Consider the following 11,030-nt stretch of genomic DNA (forward strand, 5'->3'; position numbering starts at 1 on the left):
TCCCGGCGGCCCGGCAGCACCAAACGTGCTGCTCGCCGCGATGGCTGCGGCGGTCATTTCAGTGTTGGCGCTACGCGTAACCGGATGCGGCGCCGTGACGTTCACCGCGACAGCGTGCTGCATGATCGTCGCCGCTGTCACTGCACTGGTGGGTATTGTCACCGCCGCGCCACTGCACGTCGTCGCGTTGGCGCCTACCGTGGCATCCTTGGGGCTGCTCGCGCTCTCTGCGCGGCTTTCGGTAGCGTTGGCAGGGTTATCACCACAGCTGTCGACGGACGACGCTCCCGCGCCGAGCCCAGACCCGCTCTCGGCCAAAGCGATCCGCGCCGACGCGTGTCTAACCACTCTGGTCGCCGGATGGTCGGTATCGGCGGCGACCGGCGCCGCGATTGAGGCGTACAGTACTGGCATTCCGCGCGGCGGCGGCGTCGCGTTCGCCGCGGTCACAGCTGCGGTGCTGCTGTTACGGACACGGGCAGAAGTCGACCTGGTGAGGCGTTTGGTACTCACCGTCACTGGAACTGCCACACTTACCGCGAGTTTCGTGGCCGCCGCCGCAGCGGCACCGCAGTTGCCGTGGATCGCCGCGGCCACAGCCACGCTCGCCGCGGCGCCGTTGTGCCTAGGCTTCATCACGCCGGCGGTCACGTTGTCGCCGGTGGCGCGGCGCGGCATCGATCTGCTGGAGTATCTCGCGTTGGCCGCCATCGTGCCGCTGGCCGGTTGGGTATGCGGGTTGTATGGGGCCGTTCGTGGCCTGAGCCTGCCATGACCACACGCGGCGCGCGCATCGCGGCTTTGGTTGCGCTGATCGCCCTTTACGCCGCGCCGCCCGCTCATGCCGTATCGCCGCCACCGATCGACGACAGTCGCTTGCCGGGCTCGGCGACCCCAGCGCCCCCGCAGCCCACGGTGCAGCGCGAGCTATGCAGTGTGCCGACGGCCGAGCCTGCCATGGGCGACGTAGCTAAATCCGCTCAGCTCGCCGGCCTTGACTTACCGCGGGTATGGGAGCTCACGCGTGGCTCGGGCCAGCGGGTGGCGATCATCGACACCGGGGTTTCGCCGCATCAGCGGTTGCCGGACGTGGTCGCCGGCGGTGACTACGTGTCCACCGGCGACGGCACGCAGGATTGCGACGGACACGGCACGATCGTCGCCGGAATCATCGCAGCACGCAGTGATCCCAAGGCTGCAGACCATTTCAGCGGTATCGCACCGGAAGCCACCGTGATCAGCATCCGCCAGTCCAGCACCAAGTTCGGACCCGTCGGCAACGGATCCAGCACAGGCGTCGGTGACGTGGACACCATGGCCAAGGCGGTGCGGACGGCCGCTGATCTGGGTGCCTCGGTGATCAACATTTCGACGGTCGCTTGCATCCCAGCCGAATCCAGCTTCGACGACCGGTCGCTCGGAGCCGCGCTGGCCTACGCGGTCGACGTCAAGAACGCCGTCGTGGTCGCCGCGGCTGGAAATACCGGCGGCGCAGGACGATGCCCGGCTCAGGCACCGCAACCAACCTGGGACACGGTCACGGTCGCGGTCAGCCCGGCGTGGTACGACGATTACGTCCTCACTGTGGGATCGGTGAACGCACAAGGCGCACCGTCGACATTCAGCATCCCGGGTCCGTGGGTGGACGTGGCGGCCCCCGGTGAGGCGGTGACATCGCTCAGCCCTGTCGGTGACGGGATAGTGAATTCAATTGCCGGGCAAGGCGGCCCGGCACCGCTGTCCGGAACCAGTTACGCCGCACCCGTGGTCAGCGGACTGGCGACGTTGATCCGATCGCGTTTCCCGACGCTGACGGCCCGGCAGGTCATGCAGCGCATCGAGGCCACCGCACATCGACCGCCCGGCGGATGGAATCCGGTCGTCGGCAACGGCGTCATCGACGCGTTGGCGGCTGTCAGCACCGACGCGCCACCGACCACCACCACCCGTCGGCCGCCGGAGAATCCGGTGGCAATTCCGGCGCCGGCCCCGCCGCCAAGACCGAGCCGCGCGGCCAGGCACATCGCGTTCACCGGTGCAGCGATCTGTGTGGTGGTGCTTGCCGCGGCGGTGAGCACCGGAACCGCGGCCGCGCGGCTACGGCGATCGCGGACGCCGCCCGCCACCTGCGGCCACGACGACATCGCGTGCGACTGAGGCGTTTTCCCTACTGAGTTCTAGCCCCTCGGGCAACGCGGCCAACATCGGCCACGGTGCTGCGACCGCCGCCGCAAGACCCAGAGCATGGGCCGCCTCGTCGTCATGCACGGCGAACCGCACCCCCGTGTCGGCGACGAGATAGCTGGTCCCGGCCGGCGTCATATCACCGGCGAGACCCGTGGATCGCACATAGGCGCTGCGGCCCGGCGGCAGGTAGACCGCGTCCACCGCCGGCCCTTCTCCGTCGGCCTGCGACAGCGCCACGGGCGCCCGCCCGGTCGGCACGGGAAGTCCGCCGGTCAAGAAGTCGGCATGACCCGGGTCTGCGGGCCCCCACGCCACGCACAGCGTCGTCTCCTGGGCGCCCAACGGTATTGGCGTCCGTTCGGGAAACGTCGCGACCGGCAGCGCATCTACCGTGGGGTTATCGCCGATGACATCAGGCGCCACCGAAACAATGGTGCGTGCGCCGTATGAGTCGTGGAGGCGCACCAACTCTGCAGCGAGGGGACCGATTCGCTGGACGCCGTCGCGCAAGACGACGTAGTACTCGTCGCCGTCGGCGCGGGTGATGCTGAGCACGCTGCCAACTGCAAACCCACGCAGCGTCGCCGGTCCAGGGCCGCCGGCGCCCGGGATTCGCGGCGCGGTGATCGGCGGCACCTCCGGGATCGTATTCAACAACGTCCGTGAGACTATCTGCGGCACAATGCCTTCCAACTGCAGTGCTCGCACGATCGCCCGGTCGGCCATATCGACTACCGCCCGGTGTCCGTTGTAGAGCAGGTAAGTCGGCGTACGGGATTCGGGGGTGGCCAGGATGGTCTGCTCAGGCGCCAGCCGGCGAGATATCGGCCCGGTCGTGGAACCGACGACCACGGTGGTCGATGGGGTCTGACCACCGGTGTCGCATATCGCCCATCCTGATTCGCCGACGCCGAGTGGCTCGCCGAGAAGCTGCGGAGCACCCGGGATACCGAGCAGGGGACCACGTTTGGTGCGGCTCAGATCCGCCTCGCGCACCGGGCGCGGATTGGTGTTCGACGCTGCGATCAGCTGCGCGGAAACCAGGTTCAGCACCGGGTGCCAGGTGTCGCCCATTCGGACATACAGTGCGCCGGACCGCTGACCCATGACGATCGCCGCACCGTCCAGCGCCGGCTGCGGCCGCATCAACGCAAGCACCGCGCACCCCACGATGACGACGGCAGCCAGCACACAGCCGAGCGCAAATGAGGCCGTATGGGCGCGCATCGGTTCGTCGACCGTATCGATGTTCCGCCGCAGCAACGCGCATTCAAGCCGGCGCAGCAGGAATCGATACCCGCTGACGTGCAGCCGGGTTGTCGGTTGCCATGCCATGTCGTCCCCCGCGCCGATTTGGCTTCACGATATGAGGACGCCCACAACGGCGGTCGCATTTTTCCACAGCAGGGACGTCTTGCGGCTCAATTAAGCCGATTTCCCAGCTACCCGGTACCATCTTCCCGTGCACAACCACGAGTCATCTCCGCAGTACCGTCGGCGCTCAGCGGGCCGCTGGGCCGGGTTGGGCGCCGCCGCAGTGGTCGCCTCCGGCGTCGTGCTGGGGGCATCGAGCGCGGTTTCAGCAACCGTCCCAACTGCATCCGCGGTTGATTGCCCCGATGTCGAAGTGATCTTCGCCCGCGGTACCAGCGAGCCGGCTGGCGTCGGGCGCGTCGGTCAGGCCCTCGTCGACTCGCTGCGGCAGCAGACCGGACTGAACATCGACGCCTACGGCGTGAACTATCCCGCCGGCAAACTCCAGCTGGGTGGTGGTGACGGCGCCAACGACACCATCAAGCGGGTCAAGGACGTGGTTCAGGCCTGCCCGAACACCAAGATTGTGCTGGGCGGATACTCGCAGGGCGCGTCGGTGATGGACATCGTGGCCGGCGTTCCCGTGGGTGGCGTGACTTGGGGTAGCTCGCTGCCCCCGCAGTATGTCGACAACATCACGGCCCTTGCCACCTTCGGCAATATCGCCGACCGCTCGGGCAGCCCGGTTTCCAGCCAGAGTCAGCTGTTGGGGGCCAAAGCCATCGACCTGTGTAACCCGGGCGACCCGATCTGCCACGCGGGCCCTGGGAATGAGTGGAGCGACCACACCGACGGTTATGTCCCCACCTACACCACGCAGGCGGCGACGTTCATCGCGGCCAAGCTTTTATCCGCCGGATCGGGCTCGCTTCCCTGGCCCAGCGTGACGCCGGGGCCGGGGTCGCCCCTCGGCCCGGGATCGACCGTCGGTTCGGACGCCGCATCCCGAACTGTCGTTCGGTAACGCGCCGGTCACAGCGCCCGATACATCGGGCATGAGTTTCCGCCCGGTCACGGCGTTGTTCGGTCTGCTGATGTCAGTCGCATTGGCAGTCCCCCCATTCGCGTCGAGTCCGGCAGCCGCGGCGTCGTGCCCGGATGTCGAGGTGGTATTCGCCCGAGGCACCGGCGAGCCAGCCGGCATCGGCAGTGTCGGCAATGCCTTCGTCAGTTCACTGCGCTCGCAGATGCCGGGCAAATCTGTGGGGACGTACGGAGTCAGCTACCCCGCCAGCTACAACTTCCTTGCCGCGACAACCGGTGCCAACGACGCCAGTGGCCACTTGCAGGACATGGCCAACAAGTGCCCGGACACCAAGCTGGTTCTCGGCGGCTATTCCCAGGGTGCCGCGGTAGTCGACATCGTCACCGCCGCGCCGGTGGGGGGTGTTGGCTTCACCCGACCGTTGCCGCCCGATGTGGCGGACCATGTCGCGGCGGTGGCTGTCTTCGGCAACCCGTCGGATCATTTGGGCGGGGTGCTGACGAGCCTGAGTCCGCAATACACGGCCAAGACCATCGACCTGTGCACCGGCGGTGATCCGGTCTGCTCGAATGGCAACACATGGGGCGCCCACACCGGCTACGTGCCGACGATGACCAATCAGGCGGCGCGATTCGTCGCCAGCAGGGTTTAGTCGACCGTCGGTGACCGCAGGTCACGGGTGATCAGAATGCGCGCCTCGAGCTGGTCTTCGGGCGGATAGTCGACCCCGACCAGCGTTAAACCGTGCGCCGGCGCGGCTGCGAAGTCGCTCGACCGGCGCGTCGACGCCAGCAGCTGCCGGCACCAGTCGGCGGTACGCCGGTGCTCGCCAACGGCCAGCAGCGCCCCGACGAGCGACCGCACCATCGACCAGCAGAATGCGTCAGCGCTGACCTGGGCGGTTACTAAATGCCCGTCGCGCGACCAGTCCAGCCGCTGCAGGTCGCGGATGGTGGTGGCACCCTCACGCTGTCGACAGAACGCCGCAAAATCGTGCAACCCGAGCAGATCTCGCGACGCCGCAGTCATCGCCTCCACGTCCAGTTCGCGCGGCCAGACCGTGACATAGCGCGCCTGCTGCGGTTCTGCCCCATACGGGGCTGTGGTCAACCGGTAGATGTAGTGGCGGCGCAGCGCCGAAAAGCGGGCGTCGAAACCCTTTGGGGCTCGTTCGATTCGGCGCACCCGGACATCGACCGGCAGGAACCGGCCGAGACGTCGCACCAGCGGCAGGAATTCGGGCTCGCCGCGCCGCGATGCGCGCGGGTAGGCATACCGCAGCGCCTCTGCAGGGACGTCGACATGGGCCACCTGGCCGGTGGCGTGCACACCGGTATCAGTACGCCCAGCCGCATGCAGCCGCACCGGCGTCCGGAACACCGTCGACAGCGCCTCGTCCAGCACACCGGCAACAGTCCGGTGTGCGGATTGCACCGCCCAGCCAGCGAAATCCGTTCCGTCATATGCGATGTCGAGCCGAAGACGAACGTGCCCGCCACCGTCATCGATGGCGGGCACGTTCATCGCCTTCGTCAGGACTCGTCTGACTCTGCCGTCGGCTCGTCAGCTTTGGCCTCCGCATCGGCCTGCTCGGTCGCCTCGGCTTCTGCGGCCGGGGCCACTGGCGCGCTCTGGGCCGCAGCCGCCTGGACGCTTTCGGCCTCAGCCGCCTCACCGGCCTCCTCGCCGACTACCGCCTCCGGCTCCACCGCGGCTTGTGGTGCCGCCGCAGCCGCCGCCTGCTGCGACTCCGTCTGCTTGCTCTTGGCCTGCGCAGCCGCCACCCGCCGAGCCCTGTTGGCCTCCGCGGTCACCGTCTTCTCCTGCACCAGCTCGATCACCGCCATCGGGGCGTTGTCGCCCTTTCGGGGCTCGACCTTGATGATGCGGGTGTAGCCGCCGTTGCGGTCAGCGAAATGCGGCCCAATCTCGGCGAATAGGGTATGCACCACATCCTTGTCACGGATCTTCTTGAGCACCTCACGCCGATTGTGAAGCGTGCCCTTCTTGGCGTGGGTGATCAGCTTCTCCGCATACGGCCGCAACGCCCGCGCCTTGGGCTCGGTGGTCTTGATCCGGCCGTGCTCGAACAGCGCTGTGGCCAGGTTGGCCAGGATCGCCTTCTGGTGTGACGACGATCCGCCGAGATGGCGGCCCTTCGTGGGCTTGGGCATTGCAGACGCTCCTGTCTTGAATCAGAACCGCATTAGAGCTGTTCGGTTTCGGCGTAGTCCTGATCGTCGTAGCCGCTGTCGTTGGACCACGTGCCGGTGGCAGCGTCGTACCCGGCGACCTCCGACGGGTCGAAGCTGGCCGGGCTGTCCTTCAGCGACAGGCCCAACTGGTGCAGCTTGACCTTGACTTCGTCGATCGACTTCTGGCCGAAGTTGCGGATGTCGAGCAGATCGGATTCGGTGCGCGACACCAGTTCGCCGACGGTGTGCACGCCCTCGCGCTTCAGGCAGTTGTAGGACCGCACTGTCAGATCCAGGTCGTCGATCGGCAGCGCGAACGAGGCGATGTGGTCGGCCTCGGCCGGCGACGGCCCGATCTCGATGCCCTCGGCTTCGACGTTGAGTTCGCGTGCCAGCCCGAACAATTCGACCAGCGTCTTACCCGCCGAGGCCAGCGCATCGCGCGGGGTGATCGAGCTTTTGGTCTCAACGTCGAGGATCAGCTTGTCGAAGTCGGTGCGCTGCTCGACACGGGTGGCGTCCACCTTGTAGGTGACTTTAAGCACCGGCGAGTAGATGGAATCGACAGGGATGCGGCCGATTTCAGCGCCTGACGCCTTATTCTGCACGGCTGGCACATAGCCGCGGCCGCGTTCGACGACGAGTTCGACTTCGAGCTTGCCCTTGTCGTTGAGCGTCGCGATGTGCATGTCGGGGTTGTGCACGGTGACACCGGCCGGCGGCACGATGTCACCGGCGGTGACCTCACCGGGACCCTGCTTGCGCAGGTACATCGTGACCGGCTCGTCCTCCTCGGAGGACACCACCAGACCTTTGAGGTTCAAGATGATGTCGGTGACGTCTTCCTTGACGCCGGGCACGGTGGTGAACTCGTGCAGCACACCGTCGATGCGGATGCTGGTGACCGCTGCGCCGGGAATCGACGACAGCAGCGTGCGCCGCAGCGAGTTACCAAGCGTGTAGCCGAATCCCGGCTCCAACGGCTCGATGACGAACTGCGAACGGGTATCGGTGATGACCTCTTCGGACAGGGTTGGTCGCTGTGAGATCAGCATGGTGTTTTTCTATCTCCTTCTCGGCACCCGCTATTTGATGCCGTTAACTCCGCACCGGCGGTGCGGAAGCATTACTTCGAGTAGTACTCGACGATGAGCTGCTCGGACAGCGGCACGTCGATCTGCGCCCGCTCGGGCAACTGGTGGATCAAGATCCGTTGACGTTCCCCCACCACTTGCAGCCAGCTCGGGATCGGCCGATCACCGGCGGTCTCGCGTGCGATCTGAAACGGCACGGTGTTCAGCGACTTGTCCCGCACGTCGATGATGTCGTACTGCGAGACCCGGTAGCTGGGGATGTTGACCTTGACGCCGTTGACCAAGAAGTGGCCGTGGCTGACAAGTTGGCGGGCGTGCCGGCGGGTCCGGGCCAGCCCGGCGCGGTAGACCACGTTGTCGAGCCGGCTTTCCAGAATCTGCAGCAGCTCCTCACCGGTCTTGCCGGGACGGCGCACCGCCTCTTCGTAATAGCGGCGGAACTGCTTTTCCATCACGCCGTAGGTGAAGCGGGCCTTCTGCTTCTCCTGCAGCTGCAGCAGGTATTCGCTCTCCTTGATCCGCGCGCGACCGTGCTGGCCGGGCGGATAAGGACGCTTCTCGAACGCCTGGCTGCCTCCGACGAGATCGGTGCGCAGCCGACGTGATTTGCGGGTAACGGGTCCGGTGTAACGAGCCATCGGTTCTTGTTCTCCTAGACGCGACGCCGCTTGGGCGGACGGCAACCGTTGTGCGGCTGGGGAGTGACGTCGGCGATCGCGCCGACCTCCAGACCCGCGGCTTGCAGCGACCGGATCGCGGTCTCCCGGCCCGAGCCCGGACCTTTGACGAACACATCGACCTTGCGCACGCCGTGCTCCTGGGCCTTGCGGGCGGCGTTCTCGGCAGCCAGCTGGGCAGCGAACGGTGTCGACTTACGCGACCCCTTGAACCCGACGTGGCCCGACGACGCCCATGCGATCACGTTGCCCTGCGGATCGGTGATCGTCACGATCGTGTTGTTGAACGTGCTTTTGATGTGGGCCGCCCCGTGCGGGACGTTCTTCTTCTCCCGCCGGCGGGTCTTTTGCCCCTTCTTGGGCCCGGCGGTGGTCTTCTTGGGTGGCATGGCTTACCTGGCCTTCTTCTTGCCGGCGATGGTGCGCTTGGGGCCCTTGCGGGTCCGGGCGTTGGTCTTGGTCCGCTGGCCGCGCACGGGCAGACCACGACGGTGGCGCAGGCCCTGGTAGCAGCCGATCTCGATCTTGCGGCGAATGTCGGCCTGCACCTCGCGGCGCAGGTCACCCTCGACCTTCAGGTTGGCTTCGATGTAGTCGCGCAGCTTGGTGACCTGGTCATCGGTGAGGTCCTTGGTGCGCAAGTCCCGGTCGATACCGGTCGCGGACAGGATCTCGTTGGAACGGGTGCGGCCGATGCCGTAGATGTAGGTCAGGGCGACCTCCATGCGCTTATCGCGCGGCAGGTCGACGCCGACAAGTCGGGCCATGTGTGGCATTCCTCTTTCTTTGCGGAGGTCTGGTCCCAGTCCGTCCCGGGAGCTTCCGGGGCCCGGCCTCCGTCCGGGCGAGATGAGCGGCCCACCCGCTCACAGGTACTGGGAGGTCTGCATTCAGTTGTCGCTGGCTCTCAGGCCTAATTTTCCGGCTCCTCCTCAGGCCGCTCTGCGGCCTGCGTCGGTCGCCGGAGGCGGGAGCCGTTATCCCTGGCGCTGCTTGTGGCGCGGATCGGAGCAGATCACCATGACCCGCCCGTGCCGACGGATCACCCTGCACTTGTCGCATATCGGCTTGACGCTCGGGTTCACCTTCACGGCTGTTTCGATCCTGTCCTGTCGTTTTCCGTCGTTGACGTGGTGTTAGGGCGCTCTAGTTACTTGTACCGGTACACGATGCGGCCCCGGGACAGGTCGTAGGGCGAGAGCTCTACCACCACCCGGTCCTCGGGCAGGATGCGGATGTAGTGCTGCCGCATCTTGCCGCTGATGTGGGCGAGCACCTTGTGGCCGTTTTCCAGCTCAATGCGAAACATCGCATTGGGCAACGGCTCGACCACGCGGCCCTCGACCTCGATGGCACCGTCTTTCTTCGCCATAAGCTTCCGGCGATCCTCCTAATCAGTACGCCCGTCTCGATGCAGCACGGGCACCGACTGCAAAACGTGAGCAGGGGTCAGGAAGTTCCGTGAAATTCCAGCGCTGGACACGCAAGAGCCGGCACGGATGGCCGCACCAGCGTCCAAGGATACTCGCATCGGTGCGCTGGACCAAAATGAACGTCTTACCGTCTGTACCGCCTGCGACCAGGGCGGAATACCGCCCGTCTGCCGACAGGTTGGTCAAACCATGACCAATTCCGCTGCCAATAAGCCCAACCTCGGCCGCTTCGGATCGTTCGGCCGCGGTGTCACGCCGGAGCAAGCCAAGGAAATCGAGTCACTCGGCTATGGGGCCGTGTGGGTGGGCGGCTCGCCGCCCGCGGAGCTGGAGTGGGTGGAACCCATCCTCGAGAAGACGTCGACGTTGCAGGTAGCCACCGGCATCGTCAACATCTGGACAGCACCCGCCGACGCGGTCGCAAAGTCGTTCCATCGCATCGACAACGCCTACCCGGGCCGCTTCCTGCTGGGCATTGGCGTCGGTCATCCCGAGGCACACACCGAATACCGCAAGCCCTACGACGCGCTAACCGAGTATTTGGACCGGCTCGACCAGCATGGCGTGCCGGCCAACCGCCGGGTGCTGGCGGCGCTGGGCCCTCGAGTGCTGAAGCTATCCGCGGAGCGCAGCGCAGGAGCACACCCCTACTTGACGACCCCTGAGCACACCGCACAAGCGCGTGAGCTGATCGGCTCGTCGGCGTTCCTGGCGCCCGAGCACAAGGTGGTGCTGACCACCGACGCCGATCACGCCCGCGAGGTGGGGCGCAAGGCTCTCGACATCTACTTCAACCTGGCGAATTACCGCAACAACTGGAAGCGGCTGGGGTTCGGCGACGACGAGATCACCCGCCCAGGCAGCGACCGCCTGGTCGACGCCCTGGTCGCCTACGGCACGACCGACGCGATCGCCGCACGGCTCAAGCAACACCTCGACGCCGGTGCCGACCATGTGGCCGTCCAGGTCCTAACGCGCGGTGACAAGTTGGTCGAGGCGCTTGCCGAACTGGCCGGACCGCTGGGGTTGACGCCGAAGGGCTGACGGCCTGGTTAGGGTTTGACCATGCGGTTGCTGGTCACCGGAGGCGCCGGTTTCATCGGCGCGAACTTCGTGCACAGCACGGTGCGCGAGCATCCCGACGA

15 protein-coding genes are annotated in these 11,030 nt (G+C 66.4%); 6 read left to right on the plus strand and 9 right to left on the minus strand.

Translation table 11 applies throughout. The features are described 5' to 3' along the window. Positions 1-775 (plus strand): type VII secretion integral membrane protein EccD (gene eccD / locus VFA16_RS02130; protein WP_324966230.1); only part of this gene is annotated, 775 nt, incomplete at its 5' end. Then, entirely contained in the window at positions 772-2,157 is a 1,386-nt protein-coding gene (gene mycP / locus VFA16_RS02135; protein ID WP_324966231.1) for a type VII secretion-associated serine protease mycosin, read from the plus strand. The genes eccD and mycP, both read left to right, overlap by 4 nt. On the opposite strand, the gene eccB is transcribed toward mycP, so the two are convergent. Continuing rightward, complete coding sequence (eccB, locus tag VFA16_RS02140) at positions 2,098-3,522, minus strand: type VII secretion protein EccB (RefSeq protein ID WP_324966232.1); 1,425 nt, start codon at positions 3,520-3,522, stop codon at positions 2,098-2,100. The two genes, mycP and eccB, sit on opposite strands and share 60 nt — an antisense overlap. 127 nt (positions 3,523-3,649) lie before the next feature. Here eccB and VFA16_RS02145 point away from each other — a divergent pair, with 127 nt between their 5' ends. Further along, a complete protein-coding gene (locus VFA16_RS02145) occupies positions 3,650-4,465 on the plus strand; it encodes a cutinase family protein (protein WP_414687615.1) in 816 nt (271 codons plus the stop codon). Between the two features lie 70 nt (positions 4,466-4,535). Next, positions 4,536-5,138, plus strand: coding sequence for a cutinase family protein (locus VFA16_RS02150; RefSeq protein ID WP_324966239.1), 603 nt, complete (start codon positions 4,536-4,538; stop codon positions 5,136-5,138). On the opposite strand, the gene truA is transcribed toward VFA16_RS02150, so the two are convergent. From truA to infA, 8 genes are all read right to left on the minus strand, one after another. Next, positions 5,135-6,010 carry a tRNA pseudouridine(38-40) synthase TruA gene (gene truA / locus VFA16_RS02155; RefSeq protein WP_324966233.1) on the minus strand — a complete coding sequence of 292 codons (876 nt, stop codon included), beginning with the start codon at positions 6,008-6,010 and terminating at the stop codon, positions 5,135-5,137. The two genes, VFA16_RS02150 and truA, sit on opposite strands and share 4 nt — an antisense overlap. Positions 6,011-6,018: 8 nt before the next feature. Further along, the gene (gene rplQ, locus VFA16_RS02160; protein WP_324966234.1) at positions 6,019-6,660 is read right to left on the minus strand and encodes a 50S ribosomal protein L17; all 642 of its coding nucleotides are present in this window, start codon (positions 6,658-6,660) and stop codon (positions 6,019-6,021) included. Between the two features lie 32 nt (positions 6,661-6,692). Beyond that, entirely contained in the window at positions 6,693-7,736 is a 1,044-nt protein-coding gene (locus VFA16_RS02165; RefSeq protein WP_324966235.1) for a DNA-directed RNA polymerase subunit alpha, read from the minus strand. Between the two features lie 71 nt (positions 7,737-7,807). Then, positions 7,808-8,413: a 30S ribosomal protein S4 gene (gene rpsD, locus VFA16_RS02170; protein WP_083088234.1), complete on the minus strand. Its 606-nt coding sequence runs from the start codon at positions 8,411-8,413 to the stop codon at positions 7,808-7,810. 14 nt (positions 8,414-8,427) lie between these two features. Beyond that, entirely contained in the window at positions 8,428-8,841 is a 414-nt protein-coding gene (gene rpsK, locus VFA16_RS02175; protein ID WP_083088235.1) for a 30S ribosomal protein S11, read from the minus strand. A gap of 3 nt (positions 8,842-8,844) precedes the next feature. Beyond that, positions 8,845-9,219 (minus strand): 30S ribosomal protein S13, encoded by a 375-nt coding sequence (rpsM, locus tag VFA16_RS02180; protein WP_324966236.1) that lies wholly within the window; start codon positions 9,217-9,219, stop codon positions 8,845-8,847. A gap of 210 nt (positions 9,220-9,429) precedes the next feature. Then, positions 9,430-9,543 (minus strand): 50S ribosomal protein L36, encoded by a 114-nt coding sequence (gene rpmJ, locus VFA16_RS02185; RefSeq protein WP_003879483.1) that lies wholly within the window; start codon positions 9,541-9,543, stop codon positions 9,430-9,432. A gap of 59 nt (positions 9,544-9,602) precedes the next feature. Further along, the gene (gene infA, locus VFA16_RS02190) at positions 9,603-9,824 is read right to left on the minus strand and encodes a translation initiation factor IF-1 (RefSeq protein WP_003418601.1); all 222 of its coding nucleotides are present in this window, start codon (positions 9,822-9,824) and stop codon (positions 9,603-9,605) included. A gap of 250 nt (positions 9,825-10,074) precedes the next feature. Between infA and VFA16_RS02195 the strand changes: the two genes are divergently transcribed. Beyond that, on the plus strand, positions 10,075-10,929 hold the full coding sequence (locus tag VFA16_RS02195; protein ID WP_324966237.1) for an LLM class F420-dependent oxidoreductase: 855 nt from the start codon (positions 10,075-10,077) through the stop codon (positions 10,927-10,929). Positions 10,930-10,950: 21 nt separating this feature from the next. After that, positions 10,951-11,030: hypothetical protein (locus tag VFA16_RS02200; protein WP_324966240.1), on the plus strand; the 80-nt coding region annotated here is incomplete at its 3' end.

Source organism: Mycobacterium sp., from assembly GCF_035653355.1.
In the GTDB taxonomy this organism is placed as follows: domain Bacteria; phylum Actinomycetota; class Actinomycetes; order Mycobacteriales; family Mycobacteriaceae; genus Mycobacterium.

Excerpts from the sequence above, each read along its gene's own strand:
- truA (WP_324966233.1), bottom strand. The coding sequence starts at position 6,010 with ATGAACGTGCCCGCCATCGATGACGGTGGCGGGCACGTTCGTCTTCGG.
- rplQ (WP_324966234.1), bottom strand. The coding sequence starts at position 6,660 with ATGCCCAAGCCCACGAAGGGCCGCCATCTCGGCGGATCGTCGTCACAC.
- rpsM (WP_324966236.1), bottom strand. The coding sequence starts at position 9,219 with ATGGCCCGACTTGTCGGCGTCGACCTGCCGCGCGATAAGCGCATGGAG.
- infA (WP_003418601.1), bottom strand. The coding sequence starts at position 9,824 with ATGGCGAAGAAAGACGGTGCCATCGAGGTCGAGGGCCGCGTGGTCGAG.
- VFA16_RS02195 (WP_324966237.1), top strand. The coding sequence starts at position 10,075 with ATGACCAATTCCGCTGCCAATAAGCCCAACCTCGGCCGCTTCGGATCG.
- rpsD (WP_083088234.1), bottom strand. The coding sequence starts at position 8,413 with ATGGCTCGTTACACCGGACCCGTTACCCGCAAATCACGTCGGCTGCGC.
- VFA16_RS02150 (WP_324966239.1), top strand. The coding sequence starts at position 4,536 with ATGTCAGTCGCATTGGCAGTCCCCCCATTCGCGTCGAGTCCGGCAGCC.
- eccB (WP_324966232.1), bottom strand. The coding sequence starts at position 3,522 with ATGGCATGGCAACCGACAACCCGGCTGCACGTCAGCGGGTATCGATTC.
- rpsK (WP_083088235.1), bottom strand. The coding sequence starts at position 8,841 with ATGCCACCCAAGAAGACCACCGCCGGGCCCAAGAAGGGGCAAAAGACC.
- mycP (WP_324966231.1), top strand. The coding sequence starts at position 772 with ATGACCACACGCGGCGCGCGCATCGCGGCTTTGGTTGCGCTGATCGCC.
- VFA16_RS02165 (WP_324966235.1), bottom strand. The coding sequence starts at position 7,736 with ATGCTGATCTCACAGCGACCAACCCTGTCCGAAGAGGTCATCACCGAT.